Origin of the sequence: Thermosynechococcus sp. PKX82, from assembly GCF_031583255.1 — a bacterium.
Classification (GTDB): Bacteria; Cyanobacteriota; Cyanobacteriia; order Thermosynechococcales; family Thermosynechococcaceae; genus Thermosynechococcus.
On the sequence record NZ_CP134169.1, the window covers coordinates 1556374 to 1573348 of the forward strand.

Consider the following 16975-nt stretch of genomic DNA (forward strand, 5'->3'; position numbering starts at 1 on the left):
TTGTTTGCTTTAGAGGACATGGGAAAATAGGAAAGGCTGCTCCTCACCCAAGATTCTCCGTGACTGGTCTTTACGAAGCACAAACGATCGCGATCGCCCGTCAACTGTGGGCGGCTAGTCAAGAGTCCCGCAACTTTTTCAGTCAACTGCGGGAGCAAATGCGCATTGAAGATAAACTCCTCGGCTGGGCGATGGAACATCCGGGGCTACGGGTGCAACTCTTTCGCCTCATTGACTGCCTGCCGAGTCTGCGCAGTAAAGCCGAGGTGGCACGCCACTTGCAGGAGTACCTCAGTGACCCCAGTGTGGAGTTGCCGGAAGGCCTAAAAAAACTCTTGAACTTTGCTCAGCCGGATTCCCTGCCCGCCCAAGCAGCGGCAACCACCTTCACAACAGCGGTTCAAGCCCTTGCCCACAAGTACATTGCTGGTGAAACCACCGAGCAGGTGCTGAAAACCATTGGCCGCCTACGCAAGCAGGGCATGCTGGTGACGATGGATATTCTTGGGGAAGCGGTGATTACGGAGGCAGAGGCGCAGCAGTATTGCGATCGCTACCTTGACTTGATGCAGCAACTCAGCCCCTTGGGTCAGCGGGAAGGGGTGAATCCAGTCCAAGTCTCCGTGAAGCTGACGGCCTTCTACTCGCAGTTTGATCCTTTGGATGTGTCTGGCTGCCGTGCCAAGGTGGGGGAACCGATTCGGCGGCTGTTGCATCGTGCCCAAGAATTGGGGGTAGCGGTGCACTTTGACATGGAGCAGTATGCCTACAAAGACATTACCCTTGCAATCCTCAAGGACATTTTGCTAGAGCCAGAGTTTCGCGATCGCGCTGATGTCGGGCTGACCCTGCAAGCCTATTTGCGGGATAGTTACCAAGATGCCCAAGACCTGATTACTTGGGTGCAACAGCGGGGGACACCAATCACCGTGCGGGTGGTCAAGGGCGCCTACTGGGATCAAGAACTGATTAAGGCGGTACAAAATGACTGGCCATTGCCCGTCTATCAACACAAGCAAGATACCGACGCCAACTTTGAGCGGGTGATTGAACTGCTCCTGAGTCACCACACGCTTTTGCGCACAGCAGTTGCGAGTCATAATGTGCGTTCCCAAGCGCGGGCGATCGCGATCGCCCAACATCAGCACATTCCGCCCACGGCCATGGAATGCCAAGTTCTCTATGGTATGGCCGATAAACTTGCCAAGGCTCTTGTGGAAGCGGGGCAGACGGTGCGGGTCTATTGTCCCTACGGTGAGCTGATTCCGGGGATGGCCTACCTGATTCGGCGGCTCTTGGAAAATACGGCCAATAGTTCCTTTTTGCGCCAACAATTGGGAGCGGTAAATATTGACGCACTCTTGGCACCGCCAGAACCAACGGCAGACTTTAGGGCAGTGAACGTTCATCTGACCACCGGCAAGACCTCAACCTTTGTCAATGCCGCCAATAGCGACTATGCCCGCGCCAGCCAGCGGGAAGCGATTCAAGCGGCCTTAATTCATGTCCATCGCCAACTAGGGCAAACCTATACCCCCATCATCAATGGCGATCGCGTCAATACCCTCGAATACAGTGAGTCCCTCAACCCCTCACAGCCAGAGGAAATCGTGGGTCGCGTTGGCTTGGCCACCATTGAGGATGCCGATCATGCAATCCGGGCTGCCAAAGCCGCTCAAGCGCAGTGGCAACAGACTCCCGTAGCCGAACGGGCCATCCTGCTACGGCGGGCAGCGGATCTCCTCGAGGCACAACGCCATGAACTGGTAGCTTGGATGTGCTATGAAGTGGGCAAGGTGGTGGCGGAAGGGGATGCCGAAGTCTCCGAAGCCGTTGATTTTTGCCGCTACTACGCCGATGAAATGGAACGCCTCAGCAGCGGCTATGACCGCAACTTTCCCGGTGAAACCAACCATTACCACTACCAAGGTCGCGGCATTGCAGTCGTCATTTCCCCTTGGAACTTTCCCCTAGCGATTCCCACCGGTATGACCGTGGCCGCCTTAGTCACAGGCAACTGTACCATCCTCAAGCCCGCGGATCCGGCGGCTGTGGTTGCAGCGAAGCTGGCTGAAATTCTCATTGCCGCTGGTTTTCCCCGCGGGGTATTTCAGTTTCTGCCGGGGCGAGGATCGGTGATTGGCCCCTATTTGACAAAACACCCCGATGTGCATCTCATTGCCTTTACTGGCTCCCAAGAGGTGGGCTGCCGCATTATTGCTGAGGCAGCGGTGTTGCAGCGGGGACAAACCCACATCAAACGGGTGATTGCCGAGATGGGGGGCAAAAACGCCATTATCATTGACGAAAGTGCCGACTTAGATCAGGCAGTGGCGGGGGTGGTGCAATCGGCCTTTGGCTACAGCGGCCAAAAATGCTCCGCCTGTTCGCGGGTGATTGTCCTCGAGTCCATCTATCAACCCTTTGTGCAGCGCTTAGTGGAGGCCACCAAGTCCCTCAATATTGGGCCTGCCCATTTGCCCAGTACCCGTGTTGGACCGGTGGTGACCGCAGCCGCCCGCGATCGCATTCAGGAATACATTGCCAAGGGACAGCGGGAAGCGGAACTGACCTTGAGTGTACCGGTACCGGAGGTGGGGTATTTTGTCTCCCCTACCATCTTTACCAACGTCCCCCCCACCGCCACGCTCGCCCAAGAGGAAATTTTTGGCCCGGTGCTAGCGGTACTGCGGGCAGAAACCTTCAGCCAAGCCCTTGAAATTGCCAATGCCACGGCCTATGCCCTGACGGGGGGGCTGTATTCGCGGACGCCGTCCCATATTCAGCAGGCCAAAGCCCAATTTGCCGTAGGGAACCTGTACATCAACCGTGGGATTACGGGGGCGATCGTGGATCGGCAGCCCTTTGGTGGCTTTAAGCTCTCAGGGATCGGTTCCAAAGCGGGTGGCCGCGATTACCTACTGCAATTTCTGGAACCGCGTGTCATTACCGAGAATGTGCAGCGCCAAGGGTTTGCCCCCATTGCCGGAGTGGATGATTGATGCCAAAGGGCACTCAGCTATTGGCCGACCTTCAGGAGCGCATCAGGGCAGCGGGCGCCATTTCCTTCTGTGAGTTTATGGCCTTGGCTCTCTATGCACCGCAGTGGGGCTACTACAACCGTCCCCAAATACAGATTGGTCGGCGCGGCGACTTTATCACGTCCAGTAGTCTGACGAGGGATTTTGCTGAACTGCTCACTGAGGCTTTTGTGCAGATGTGGCACGCCTTGGATCGGCCACAGAAGTTTACCCTGTTGGAGATGGGGGCGGGTGAAGGCCAATTTGCGGCTGGGGTCTTGGGCTATAGCCAAGCGACCTACCCCGATTTCTTTACCGCCCTGGAGTACCAGATTCAAGAGCAGTCCCCCACTTTACGGGAACGCCAACGGCAACGCTTGGCTCCTTGGGGCGATCGCCTGCACTGGCTGGATTCTAGCACAGCGGCTGAACCCATCGTTGGCTGTATTTTTAGCAATGAACTCGTGGATGCATTCCCAGTGCATCGGCTGCAATGGCAGGGGAGCAATTGGCAGGAAATTTACGTCAGCCTCAATGCCCAAGGGGAGTTTCAAGAGGTTTTGCGTCCCTTGAGTGGCGATCGCATTCACAAGTACTTTGCCACCGTTGGCATTAATCCGCAGCAGCAGGGCTACAGCGACGGCTACCGTACCGAGGTTAATTTGAACCTCATCCCCTGGCTCAAGGATCTGAGTCAGCACCTAGAGCGGGGCTTTGTTCTCACCATTGACTATGGTTATCCCGCCCAGCAATACTATCATCCTGCCCGCTGTGAGGGTACCTTGCAGTGCTACTATCAACACCGCTACCACGACAATCCCTACTGCTTTGTGGGCCAGCAGGACATTACGGCTCATGTGGATGTGACCGCCTTGACGCGCTATGGGGAGCACTTTGGCCTTGAAACCCTCTATGTCACCCGCCAGAGTTTATTTCTCATGGCCTTGGGTTTGGGCGATCGCCTACTAGCACAACAACAGAGGAATGGCAATCTCCTCCAAGCTCTCAACCGCCATCAATCACTGCACCAACTCATTGACCCCCTTGGCCTCGGTGGCTTTTACGTCGTTCTCCAAGGCAAGCAAGCCACCCTCGATCTGCCGCTATTAGGCGAACTAGATACAGCACTAAGTTAACGGTTTTTCGTGAATTTGAACATCAATTGCTGAATCATCACTACGGACTTCATATTTATGCTCTGACTGACGGTATACATTGACTGTTTGATGGGTTGTTGAAAAAGTGTTCTCTTCTAGATATTGAGGGTTACCCCAGATTATCTCTTCAATGGTGCTAGAGGTATACTCAGTGAATCCACTACCTGAGTCTTTCACAAGTTGTTCAATTTCACGAATCTTCTGTAAGTAATTTATGCCTTCTGTATCATCATCTGGCATCACAATAAAGAGATAGTCTCGCGCTCGGCTGATAGCCACATTGAGAATATTTTGGTTGTTAAGGAACATCTGAGAACTTGAAGAGAGTTTTGGTGGTGGATTGAAAAGAGTAACAATAATATCGCACTCATCACCTTGGAAACCATGGATGGTACCGACTTCAATCTCAATAGTACTCGGCTTAGGAGACCATGAGTCAGTTAACCTATTCAATAGGCTAGCTTGGGCACGATAGGGAGCAATGATTCCGATGTGTAACTTCGAACTTAAATGGACTTGGCTTGCAAGCCAGCGAACGAATTCAAAAGTGAACAACGCTGAGTAGATATGGTAAGGCGTTCCACTTTCCAGTCGCTTAGGTCGGTAAATACTTTCATATTGTTTAACGGGAAACTTAATAAGATTGATTGGCTGAATGGTAAGGCTACCAAAATTTAATGGAGGCTGCATTTCATTTGTTCGATGGTGCCGTAAAATACCGTCATAAGTAAATCGACTGAAAACTTCGCCAATAGCAGGAATACTCCGATATTGTGTTTCTAGATTTATTACTCGGTACCGATGTGGCTCTGTAGTAGGACTTGCAAAAGAGCCTACTTTACTGAGGCCAACCAGTGTATAGATATTTTCACTTTTCCAATCTTCAACTTCAGAAATCGGTTCAATTTGGAAGGGATCTCCCGCAATAATAAATTTGCAAGACCGGTGGCTGTATAGTGGATAAATAATGTTGACAAGTGGAATCATTGAAGCTTCATCAATCACTATTGCATCCCACTCTATTTCACGTAACTTCTGCCTACCAGATTTGGTAGAAAATCCATCATAGACAAAACGGGCAATCGTCGTGACTGTTATGAAATGACTTAACTGGCTAATATCAAAGGAGCGATCGCGACACACACCTGCTTTTTCAATATACTCATCACTAGAGCTTCCAAAACGAATAAGCCAGTTCTGATAGGAAATATTTGTGTCCATTTTCTCTATAATACGAGCTACTAGAACATCGGCTGCTTTATTAGTAGGTGTAAGAACAAGTACCTTGGCTGGATTATCACCTTGCATCATTGGAATCAGCACTTTCTCTGCAAGGTAAGTAGTCTTACCTGTACCAGGTGGACCGAATACAAACTCAATATGAGGCGTTAGGTTCGCCTTCATATCAAACTGATTGTCCAACCCTAGTTCACGAAAGCGCTTCATTAGTTCATTTAAGACAAAAGATGGATTTTGTATTTCAATACAAGCTTCTAGTACCTTACTTAGATCAAGACCCTTCAGGTCATCCTCAGAAGTAAGCTTACCAAGAAGTATAAATTCTTTTGCCGTAAATGATTCAATATGCAGTTTTTCCTTTCGCCCATCAGCAAAACACAAATCTAGACGTACATCCGAAAAATCTTCAATCGAGGGTGGAATAAAACGATTCGGCTCCCTTAGAACAATAGTCCTAGATGACTGATTGTCCAAGTCTACTTTACTAAATCGAATAGAAATAGCCTTGCTATTTGAAAATTTTTCAAGATTTTGCATGCACTCTAGTTCAAGTAGTGAAATAAACCAGCCATAGCTGTACCGAGGCAATTTTTTAGCTTTCCGATATAGAGCTTCTTCACGTTCTATGCGATCAAGTTCACTAGCGTAGCGATCTTTGGCACGATCTAGCTTTTTGTCATAGTTAACTGATTGTGGAGCATAGTCATCTACATCTTGAATACTGTCATCCTCCTTATTAGGATCCTTAACCGAAGAGCGACGCTTTTCAATTTCTTGAATTAGAGAAGACTGACAACTTCTATCCTCTAATTGAGTACTTTTTCTGCGAACAGCCTTTTTGAGAATATCTATTGCTTCAGTTTCGGAAATTTCCAGTTCTTCTAGTACTTTATTGATTCTATCAGCTTGCTCAATTTTCCGAGATTCTTCCTCACTTAAATAAGAAGTTTTTATTCCCAAAAATTCGATAAAATTTGCGTCACGTTGATTATATTCATCTGAAAGTTCTTGAATTGTAATAGCATCAGGAGAAACCAGATCACCCGACTTGTTTAGGAGCCACTTACTTTTGCGTAGCCTCTCACTAACACTTGTGTCATATTCGTATTCTCCTTTGTAACCTCCACGTGGTCCAAAATGCCTTCGAGATACCGTCATAGCACTTTTATAACTACTCCACCAATAGCGAGTAAGAATATTCCAAAGGAGAATAGATTTTTCATGATTCACTTTCTCTAATAATTCCTCTAAACCATCAATTTTTTTGTCATCACATGTCACTCCTATGCCAAACCAATTATAGTGAACTTCATAGCTAGGGACGTCAATTATTTTTGGAATAAAATTAACACCAAGCTCACGTAGAAATGTTTTGAGATTTTCTTCATCTTTTTCATCTATAAACTTCTTGTATTCATCTTCTAGTAAAAACCTTGTATCTGGTTTAGTTTCAAACCATTTCCTTAATTTAGTAGTCGGGAAATATATTATTTCGTTCGGTTTACTCCAGTGAATTTCTGAATTATTACTTTTATTTTGTGTAAAGCAAGCAAGAAAGGGAATTTTTTTAATGTCATTCAAAAAAATCTTGGTCTCATATTGGGGAAGAGACATAAAATAATCAAAAAAAGTTTTTAAATGAGTAAGTCGCTCATTGATACTAAGCTTCTGTAGAGATTCATCATCTTCATATTGAGGTAGGATAATTTCATATATCTCATCACGTTTAGATGGTTCTTGACTATTGACGCCTAATAAACCTAAAAATTTTTTTAAGATTTCATGATCAGATTCAGGATATTTCTCAGCAAGATATTCCCAATCTAGGAACTTGGTGTCCAGCTTGGATTTATAAAAAGCAACTAGAGCATCAGTTGGAAAATACAGTGCTGTTCCCCGAGAATATCCCCTTTGACCATTTTTTGCTTGATAAGGCAGGAAGTCTATCTTCTTAATTCTTGAAATAAAGTGATCCATTTCATTATGCGGGCACTCATTTTTGAAGTATTTGAATGACTTAGCCAAGAAATTATCTGGTGAGATCTGTCCTCTAGCTATCTTATTAATATCAGCCTCAATTTCATCCTTGACGGTGTATTCTCTGATGCCGAAGCGAGCAAAAAACTCCCTAGCACTTTTTTTATTACCATTGCCTATAATTCGTTGGATAGCCATAAATAGCTTGTATGATAAGGCTTTATAGTCGTCATGATCACTATTGGGAAGAAATAGAGCTAGCTTACCTTCTTGATCGTATACTGAAGTAACATTTCCATCATTATCAATAAATATATTTCTATTTTTTGCTATATCCATCCTTTTTTTGGATTCAGATATCCACTCATAGAATCTATACAACCATTTATAGTTTTGTTTTTTGTTTTGTTTTTTTATGAAAGCACTAAATGTATCCTCAAAATTATTCAGAATGTCATCTTCATCTAACCAATCAGATATAATTTCATCGATATAATTCACGAGTTGCTTATTTTTTCGATAACATTCATCTCGACCAAATGAAGTAAATACCCAGCAGGCATCTTGATTACCTGTTAGAAATGCCAACTGCTCGTTAGAAATGATCTGTGTAATTCTAGGAATAGATGCCCAATAGGCATTGTCTGATTTTGCAAATCGGTTTTTGCTAGAAGGAAGTAATGCTTCTTCCTTAAACTTAGACTTGATGGCTGTATAAAATGGCCTGAATGAAATTCTACTACTATTATCTTGATTATCAAACATTAATTCATCATAGGGAATAATATCAATGATACTATCATCTATGAGTTTTTCATCTCGTAGTACAGGAAGGCTATCAGCAGCAAGTTGTGCTAAGTCCTCAATAAGCTTTTGGTTATGTTCCTCTCCAGCTTTGATACCTTCTCGACTGTCCGTCAGCAGAAATGGTGCATGCAAAATAAAGTTGAGATTTGTTTCTTCTCTAGTTGGAAAGAAACAAAATGCAGGACGATGAATGGGGCGTAGTGCTTTATTTTCTTCTAAAGCGTAGCCAATAGAATAAGTATGACCTTTATCATTGGTTCTGCTAAACATTAATAAGTATTCGATATTCTTTCTTTCATTTGTAACTAATGACAGCTTTAGATGTTGAACTCTGATATCTTGTTGCTGAGTCTCATCTCTAACTTCTTTAATATACTGACCATTAACATTACCCGCTTCAAAAGAAATGAATTTTAGGTTAGAGAGAAATAGAGTAGGAAATTCTAAAGACTTTAATTTTTTAAGAATCTCGTCATAACTCTCTTGAGCTTGTTTTTCTGTGTGGTCAAAAGGAAAGAAAAAAACTGTTTCTGATGACTCTCGCCAATCAAGATCAGCATCTAGCATACGTGGCACGATAAAGCGTTCAATTTTGAACTGAAATTGTGGATCATAGATGTGTGGTGTTTGGGTGTACTGAAAAACTGCCTTAAAGCCAATTCCAAATTTACCAATTGAAGCTTGAGTTTTGTTTGAGTTTCCAATTGAAGTAATTGCGTTAATATGGCCTAAAGTGCCATTTTCTCTATCCTCTTTTTCTCTGTCGGGATCAGAAATAGTAAACCAAATAGAACCATTGTGTATAAAGTACAGTCCATCTTTTTTAAGTCTGAACTTGGCAATAGTTGCCTTAGCATCATCAGCATTTTGCAGTAATTCATAAATGAAGTGTGCTTGGTCAGAGTATTTGTCCACAACACTACGCTGGAGACCACGCATGAAAGGCTGCTCAAGCATATCAGCAGCTTGGGCGCGAACTTGGGTAAGCTTATCGAACCACTCTTTCTCTTTTCTTCCCATTATTTTTGTTAATAATTTAGCTTTATTACGCTATAGCATACTAAATTTCAAGGAATAATATGCATAAATTTTAGAAATCTTTACTTGCGATCATCAAGTGTACTGCATGGCTTAGGGACTGTGATCGCCCCCTATAAAGGAAATTAGCTATGCCAGCAATATTTACCGCATTTAGCAAGTTAAAACTGTATCCTGATGTTTGGTTGGCAAAACTGACTGGTAGTACTGCTCTAGTTGCTGGGTGGCCGCCGCCCAACTCCAGCGTTCAGCTTCTTGGCGGGCATTTTGGCGTAGGGTCTCGCGATCGCTCGGAGAGTCAAAGAGGCGCTGACAAGCCGTAATCGCTCCTGTAGAATCCGCTGGGTCAAACAAAAACCCATTCACCCCATCAGTGACAATATCCGGAATCCCCCCACTGTTGGCAGCCACCACAGGACAGCCTGCGGCCATCGCTTCTAAAAGAACCAAGCCAAGGGTTTCCGTGCGCGAGGGAAAGACAAAGACATCCGCCGAGGCAAAAGCTGCTGCCAAGCGTTCACCGCGCAGATAGCCCACAAAATGCGTGGGGGTACCGGCAAAGTGTTTTTCAAGTGCCTCCCGATGCGGACCATTGCCCACGAGTGCCAGTCGCGCCTGAGGAATCTGCTCCAGAATGGGCTTAATCTGCTCAATTTCCTTTTCCGCGGAGAGGCGGCCAACGTAGAGCAATAGGGGGGCTTCTGGATACCCTTGGCTGAGAAAGGAGCGCATTTCTTGACTTTGGCGCTGCGGATGAAACAACTCCACATCTACCCCCCGCTGCCAGAGATCCAGATGGCGAATGCCGTGCGCTTTCAGTTCTGCCACCATTGCCGTTGAGGTACACAAGTTGAGTTGAGCACGGTTATGGGCCAACCGCAGCAGCGACCAGAGCACCTCTTCAAGAAACCCCAAGCCATAGTACTTCAGGTATTGCGGCAAATGGGTGTGGTAGGAAGCGACCAAAGGCAAGTGGAATTTCTGCGCATAGTACAGACCCGCTACCCCCAAGACCGCTGGGTTCGCCACATGGATCAGATCGGGTGCAAAGGCCTCTAGGGCTTGACCAATGGCGGGTCGTGGCAGGGCGAGTTTGAGTTCAGGATACAATGGGAGGGGAAAACCGGAGACACCGTAGATCTGCGCGCCTTCGTAATAATCCAGCCCGCCCTCGGGAGCCACCACCAACACCTGATGGCCATTCCGTTGCAGATGTCGGACGGTTTGACACAAACGGGTCACAATGCCATCAATCTTGGGAAGAAAGGTCTCGGTAAATAGCGCGATCCGCATTTCGCTAACCTGAATGGGAGGGAGGTTTTTCCCATTCTCGAATTAGGGGGGTCTTGACGCAACCCATAGGGGCAAAAAAGTTGCTTGTACTAGGAGGGGTGAACTGTGGCAAAGACAGAGTTACTGATGGCGATCGCTGGCCTGAATCGAGGCATTCTAGCCACACCGCGCGATCGCAAACAGGTGGCCGCCCTTGCCGCTTCCCTTGAAACCATGAATCCCACCCCCGATCCCCTCAATGCCCTCGAAAAACTTGCCGGGGATTGGCGACTCATCTACACCAGTAGTCAGGCGCTGCTTGCTCTAGATCGCTCCCCAATTGTCAAGCTTGGGCAAATTTATCAGTGCATTCGTCCGCAGCAGCAGCGCATCTACAATATCGCTGAACTCTACGGCTTGCCCTTCCTAGAGGGGATTATCAGTGTCTTGGCGCGGTTTGAACCCTTGACCCAACAGCGGGTACAGGTGTACTTTGAACGCTCCATTGTTGGGTTGCGTCAGTGGCTCAATTACTATTCTCCCTCCCAGTTCATTCCCCAACTCCACAGCCGTCAGCCGCTGATTGCCCTAGATGTCCCCCTCAACAGCAATGATCAACAGGGCTGGCTCGATATCACTTACCTTGATGAGGATTTGCGAATTGCCCGCGGCAATGAGGGGAGCCTTTTTGTCTTGAGCCGGGTTTAGGGACAATTCCCTGTACCGTTAAACTAGGGAAGAGTGGCACGATTCTCACCCCTGCTGCAATGGAAGCACAGCTGCCCCAGCAACTCAGTTTTCCATGGAATCCGATGCCTTCTGAACCGCTGGCTGAAGGTTCCCTAGCGGCTACTCCTGTTGCAGGGAGTGACAGTAGCCAAGAGCGCATCCGTTATTTAGAGCAGGCCATTGACCAATGCGAACACTATATTAACGAGCTGAAGCAGCAACTGCGCAATCAGGCCTTTTTGGAAGACTTACTTGCTCGTACGGAAGAAACGGCTCAGATTCAACAACAGGCAATCGTTGCCCTCCAAGAACAATTGCGCTCCCAAGCCACCTGTGCCCACGAGTTGGCCGAAATGAGCCACCATCGCCAATCCTTGGAAACGATTCTTCAGCAATCGCAAACGGAAATTGAGCACCTGCATCAGGAGGTGGATCGGCTCCTCAAGGCTCAAGATGCCCTCGAGGCTAAATTGGTGAATAGCCATCGCCTCCTGCGGCAACGGGAACAGGAATATCAACTCCTTGAATCCCAACTGCGCCAAGTCCAAGAGGAAAAAGCGCTGCTGCAAACTCGCCTTGAACAAGCCCGCTCAGAATTGAGCGATCGCCAAACCCAACTGGATGATCTCAACCGTCGCCTCACCCAAGCCAACCATTTAATTGAAACCCAAGAACGGATCATCACTGCGCTGCAACAGGCGCAAGGATCAGAGGTCAGCAAAAACAATGTTATTCAGGGACTGAGTAAAACCCTCCTAAAAACCCAAACCAAGCTCCAAGAACTGGAGCGGGAGTATCAGCAACAGCGCCTGCAATATATGACCACCCAGCACTACAACCAAGAGCTGGAGGCGCGCACTAGTCAACAACAGGAACGCCTACAACACCTAGAAGCCCAAATTGCCGAACTCCAAGAGCAAATTCTCCATCAGGCACAGCAGGCACGGGAGCAGGAAACCGCTGTTCAACACTGGAAGGATCGCTACACCGAGGCCGAGCGATCGCTAGCGCAGTTACAACGCGTCATTGCCCAAATGGCCACGGGTGGATCCATTTCCCTGAGTGAGGTTCCTTCTTAGGGAGGATGTTTGAACAAATCTCAATTTTGTATAATAAGCCATAGTCATTACGAGTTTGTTTATGCTCAAATTCATTGGTTGGGCAGGGAGTCTGCGGGATGGCTCCTACTCTCAAAGCGCCCTAGATGTTGCCATTGCCAAAGCAGCCGCCCAAGGGGTTACCGTTGAACGTCTGGATTTACGGCAAATGACGCTCCCCTTTTGTACCGGTGCTGAGAGCTACCCCGACTACCCCGATGTCGCCATCTTTCAAACCAAGGTCAAGGAAGCCGATGGTATTTTGCTGGTGACCCCGGAGTACCACGGCAGCGTTAGCGGTGTGCTCAAGAACTCCCTTGATCTCCTCAGCTTTGAACACCTCAGCGGCAAAGTGGTCGCCATGATGAGTGTCCTCGGTGGCCAAACCAACAGCAATGCCCTCAATGATCTGCGGGTGATCTTGCGCTGGGTACATGCGTGGGTGATTCCAGAACAGGTGGCCATTGGTCAGGCGTGGCAAGCCTTCACACCCGAGGGACAATTGAGGGATCCCAAGCTCGATGAGCGAGTGGACAAAATGATTGCCAGTTGGATTCAGACCACCCGTCAACTACGAGAAGCAAGCGCCTAATTCAATCCCTCTTGCAGCCACTGCGCCACCTGCTTGGCATGGTAGGTGAGAATGACATCAGCACCTGCCCGCTTAAAGCCAAGAAGGGTTTCCAGCACCACTTTTTTCTCATCAATCCAGCCATTGCGGGCGGCGGCTTTCACCATTGCGTATTCTCCGGAAACGTTGTAGGCGGCCACGGGAACATCGCTCACCTGCTTGAGTTGGGCAATGACATCCATGTAGGCAAGGGCAGGTTTCACCATCACCAGATCGGCGCCCTCCTCAATATCCAAGCTGACCTCCCGCACTGCTTCGCGGACATTGGCTGGATCCATTTGGTAGGTTTTTTTATCACCAAACTTCGGTGCCGAATCTAAAGCATCGCGAAAAGGGCCATAGTAGGCGGAGGCGTATTTCGCAGAGTAGGCGAGAATCCCCACGTGGGTGTAGCCTGCGGCATCTAGACCCGCCCGAATGGCACCGACACGGCCATCCATCATATCTGACGGAGCAACAAAATCAGCCCCGGCAGCCGCTTGACTCACTGCCTGTTTCACCAGCACCTCTACGGTTTCGTCATTGAGAATTTCGCCATCTTTGACAATGCCATCGTGGCCTTCGCTGCTGTAGGGATCAAGGGCGACATCGGTAAAGATCAGCAGGTCGGGTAAGACAGCCTTAATGGCACGTACCGATCGCTGGACAAGACCCTCAGGATTGTAGCTTTCAGTACCTGCATTGTCCTTGAGGTGCTCAGGCACAAGGGGAAATAGCGCGATCGCCCCAATTCCCAAGGCATAGACCTCCTTCAGCTCTAAAATCAGGCGATCCAGCGTATAGCGATAGCAGTCGGGCATTGAGGGGACTTCCTGCACCTGATCTTCCCCCTCCATGACAAAGACCGGATAGATCAAATCCCCTGTGGTTAGGGTATGCTCGCGCACCAAGCGACGAATTTGAGCCGTGCGGCGTAAACGGCGAGGCCGATGGGTTAGCTCCATAATTCAACAATCAAAAACTCAGTAATGTCCCAGTTCAAACGGCTGTGAGTCAGCACGTACAACCTTTGGATTATTTCCGCATTATCTCACCTTGAGGGATCAAGACTGTGGGCGGTGCAGGATGCTTACAAACGTTTACGAACAACTTCAGTGTTCAAGCGGGTTGCAGATAGGGCAAGGCCAGATAGAAACTGGTGACGGTCTTGGCATCTTTCACTTGACCACTATGAATCGCAGCGGCCAAGTCAGCTAGAGAAAACTCCACAATTTCAATGTGCTCGTCGGTGTCCTGAGGCGGGGGTGTCTCTAGTTTTTCCAGCTCAGTGGCCAAGTAGGCGTAGATCACTTCATCAGAATAGCCGGGGGCAATGTAAAACTCTCCCAGTTTTTGCCAATGGTGGGCGCGGTAGCCCGTTTCCTCTTCAATCTCGCGCTCAATGGTGGCAAAAGGCTTTTCGTGATCCTCAACGGTGCCCGCTGGGAACTCCAGCAGATATTCCTCAGTGGCAAAGCGGTATTGTTTGACAAGGATCAGGTTGCCCTCTGGGGTCACCGGCACAGCTAATGCCCCCCCTGGATGCCGCACAGTTCCCAAGATCGAGACAGACCCATGGGGCAAGCGATATTGATTGACCTCAAAGGTAAACTTACGACTGCGGCAAAAGCAGTGGCGTTCGAGGACTTCGGGGGGGATTTTCGTCATAGGGGTTAGACAAGGGTGCGATCGGTGAGAATTTCGTAGCCCGTTTTGGTGACCAAGACCGTGTGCTCAAATTGGGCAGAGAGGGAATTATCAACCGTAACCGCTGTCCAGCGATCGCGCAAAATCCGCACCTGTTTTGAACCCGCATTCACAATGGGTTCAATGGCCAAGGTCATCCCCGCCCGTAGCCGCACATTCTTAAGTTCATTGGTGCGGAAGTTAAATACCGAAGGTTCTTCGTGGAGATTGCGCCCCACGCCGTGGCCAGTAAAGTCCTCGACCACAACAAAGCCATTGGCTTCGACATAATCTTGAATAGCACCCGCCAAATCCATGAGGTAGTTGCCTTCTTTAACCTGCTCAATGCCGCGGTAGAGGGCTTCTTCAGCCACTTTTACCAGCTTGGCCGCTTCCTCGGAGATTTCCCCCACTGGAATCGTAATGCAAGAGTCGCCATGGAAGCCATTGTAGTAGGCACCGGTATCAATCTTAACGATGTCGCCATTGCGAATCACTTTGCGGGGGCTGGGAATGCCATGAACCACCTCGTTGTTGATGCAAGCGCAAATGGAGGCCGGAAAGCCCTGATAGCCTTTGAAGCTCGGTGTTGCCCCCATTTCGCGGATGCGTTTCTCGGCATAGGCATCGAGATCCGCCGTCGTCATGCCCGGCTCGATCATCTGGGAAATTTCCTTGAGCACCGTCGCCACAATGCGCGAGGCCTGCCGCATAATCTCAATTTCTCGCTTGGACTTAATTTCAATGCCACGGCGGGGACGGGTTTGAATGGGGGTGGTGGGGGGAGTGAGCAGACTACCAAGGATATTCATGGGCGCGATGCAACCGCAAAAATCGTTCTTTTTCAGGATAACGCTGTTGCGCTGATCAGGGGAATGTCAATTTTATCCTTGAGGGATGGGTGAACGAACATGCGCTTGATAGAGCTGCTTAAATCGCCGCTGTTGCTGGCCGTGATCCACAATTGGCAAGGGATAACCGCAGCGATGCCGCTCTAGGGGAGAAATAGTTCCCGTCACCAAATCTGCCGTATCGAGGGATTTCAACTCCGGCAGCCAACGGCGAATATACTCCGCCTCAGGATCAAATTTTTGCGCTTGACTGGCTGGGTTAAAAATCCGCAGCGGCTTTGGATCCATCCCACTAGAGGCACTCCACTGCCAACCGCCATTATTGGCTGCCAAGTCGCCATCAATCAGTTTTTGCATAAAGTACCGCTCACCCCATTGGGGATTGATGATCAAGTCCTTAGTGAGGAAACTGGCCACAATCATGCGGCAGCGGTTATGCATCCAACCCGTTTCATTGAGTTGGCGCATGGCGGCATCCACAATTGGGTAACCGGTGCGACCCTCACACCAAGCCGCAAAGTGTTCTGCGTGATTCAGCCAAGGAAAAGTGGCAAATCGTTCACGATGGGGACGCTCCGCCAAGTGGGGAAACCAATAGAGGGCGTGCTGATAAAACTCCCGCCACGCCAATTCCTGCTGCCACGTGCGAATACTCGTTTTTGCCTCTTCACTGCGGGCTGCGGCCATAGCGGCCTGACTGGCTGCCCAGACACGACGAATACCAATGACACCGAACTTGAGGGCAGGGCTTAAGAGGGAGGTTCCAGGTTGCGCTGGATAGTTGCGCTGCTCACCATAGTCTTGAATGTGCTGGCCAATAAATGTCTCCAGTTGTGCTTGGGCGGCGGCTTCACCGGGAGCAAGGATCAGTTCTCCTGACCAATGAAATCCCAAATCCTTGGCAGTGGGGAGAGAAATCGCCCCCAAGGTTCGTGCAGTTGCTTGTTCTATTGCGGTGAGGGGTTCGAGGTGGCTGGGGCTGGGGACAGGCTCTGGTTTAGCTAGGCTTGACCAGTTGCGCCAAAAGGGGGAATAGACGGTGTAGGGCTGCCCCTGTTTTGTTTGTACGGCCTCTGGGGGATGCAGGAGTTGATCCCAAGCAGTTTCCACAGCAATTCCCTTTTCCTTGAGGGCAGCAGCCACAGCGCGATCGCGATCGCGACCGTAGGGTTCCACATCCTCATGCCAATGCACCGCCACCGCCCCTAAGCCACTGGCCACTTGGGGCAGAATTTGACGCGGGTCACCATGAAAAATTAAAAAGCTCCCCCCAAGTCGCTGATAGGCTTCTTGCAAGGCCTGTAGGCAACCCACGAGGTATGTCACCCGCACCGCCGCAATGTCCGAGGCACTGAGAATCGCCGGGTCAAAGCAAAAAATGCCAACCACTTTGGGAGTTTGGGTGTAGGCAGCCGCCAACCCCACACTGTCACTCAGGCGCAGATCGCGACGATGCCAAAAGAGGCGCAGGCTCATCACCCGTCCATCCTAG

General features: G+C 49.0%; 11 protein-coding genes. 5 read left to right on the forward strand and 6 right to left on the reverse strand.

Going from position 1 to position 16975, the window contains the following annotated elements; all coding sequences use genetic code 11:
- Nucleotides 1–59: 59 nt before the first annotated feature.
- Nucleotides 60–3002, forward strand: coding sequence for an L-glutamate gamma-semialdehyde dehydrogenase (pruA, locus tag RHH53_RS07715; protein WP_302677972.1), 2943 nt, complete (start codon nucleotides 60–62; stop codon nucleotides 3000–3002).
- The gene (locus RHH53_RS07720; protein ID WP_310743627.1) at nucleotides 3002–4156 is read left to right on the forward strand and encodes a class I SAM-dependent methyltransferase; all 1155 of its coding nucleotides are present in this window, start codon (nucleotides 3002–3004) and stop codon (nucleotides 4154–4156) included. The genes pruA and RHH53_RS07720 overlap by 1 nt, the downstream gene beginning before the upstream one ends.
- On the opposite strand, the gene RHH53_RS07725 is transcribed toward RHH53_RS07720, so the two are convergent.
- Complete coding sequence (locus RHH53_RS07725) at nucleotides 4148–9220, reverse strand: DEAD/DEAH box helicase (protein ID WP_310743628.1); 5073 nt, start codon at nucleotides 9218–9220, stop codon at nucleotides 4148–4150. The two genes, RHH53_RS07720 and RHH53_RS07725, sit on opposite strands and share 9 nt — an antisense overlap.
- 171 nt (nucleotides 9221–9391) lie before the next feature.
- Nucleotides 9392–10531, reverse strand: coding sequence for a glycosyltransferase family 1 protein (locus tag RHH53_RS07730; protein WP_302677974.1), 1140 nt, complete (start codon nucleotides 10529–10531; stop codon nucleotides 9392–9394).
- Between the two features lie 105 nt (nucleotides 10532–10636).
- Here RHH53_RS07730 and RHH53_RS07735 point away from each other — a divergent pair, with 105 nt between their 5' ends.
- From RHH53_RS07735 to RHH53_RS07745, 3 genes are all read left to right on the forward strand, one after another.
- Nucleotides 10637–11218 (forward strand): PAP/fibrillin family protein, encoded by a 582-nt coding sequence (locus tag RHH53_RS07735; protein WP_286649886.1) that lies wholly within the window; start codon nucleotides 10637–10639, stop codon nucleotides 11216–11218.
- 59 nt (nucleotides 11219–11277) lie between these two features.
- Nucleotides 11278–12318 carry a hypothetical protein gene (locus RHH53_RS07740; protein WP_310743629.1) on the forward strand — a complete coding sequence of 347 codons (1041 nt, stop codon included), beginning with the start codon at nucleotides 11278–11280 and terminating at the stop codon, nucleotides 12316–12318.
- A 61-nt stretch (nucleotides 12319–12379) separates the two neighbouring features.
- Complete coding sequence (locus RHH53_RS07745) at nucleotides 12380–12928, forward strand: NADPH-dependent FMN reductase (RefSeq protein ID WP_286626636.1); 549 nt, start codon at nucleotides 12380–12382, stop codon at nucleotides 12926–12928.
- On the opposite strand, the gene hemB is transcribed toward RHH53_RS07745, so the two are convergent.
- The 4 genes from hemB to RHH53_RS07765 form a co-directional block, all read right to left on the reverse strand.
- Nucleotides 12925–13911, reverse strand: coding sequence for a porphobilinogen synthase (gene hemB / locus RHH53_RS07750; protein ID WP_149818282.1), 987 nt, complete (start codon nucleotides 13909–13911; stop codon nucleotides 12925–12927). The genes RHH53_RS07745 and hemB overlap by 4 nt on opposite strands.
- Before the next feature lie 154 nt (nucleotides 13912–14065).
- Nucleotides 14066–14614 carry an NUDIX hydrolase gene (locus RHH53_RS07755; protein WP_149818284.1) on the reverse strand — a complete coding sequence of 183 codons (549 nt, stop codon included), beginning with the start codon at nucleotides 14612–14614 and terminating at the stop codon, nucleotides 14066–14068.
- A 5-nt stretch (nucleotides 14615–14619) separates the two neighbouring features.
- Nucleotides 14620–15444: a type I methionyl aminopeptidase gene (map, locus tag RHH53_RS07760; protein WP_206199667.1), complete on the reverse strand. Its 825-nt coding sequence runs from the start codon at nucleotides 15442–15444 to the stop codon at nucleotides 14620–14622.
- Nucleotides 15445–15516: 72 nt separating this feature from the next.
- The gene (locus tag RHH53_RS07765) at nucleotides 15517–16962 is read right to left on the reverse strand and encodes a deoxyribodipyrimidine photo-lyase, 8-HDF type (protein ID WP_315862885.1); all 1446 of its coding nucleotides are present in this window, start codon (nucleotides 16960–16962) and stop codon (nucleotides 15517–15519) included.
- Between the last annotated feature and the right edge of the window lie 13 nt (nucleotides 16963–16975).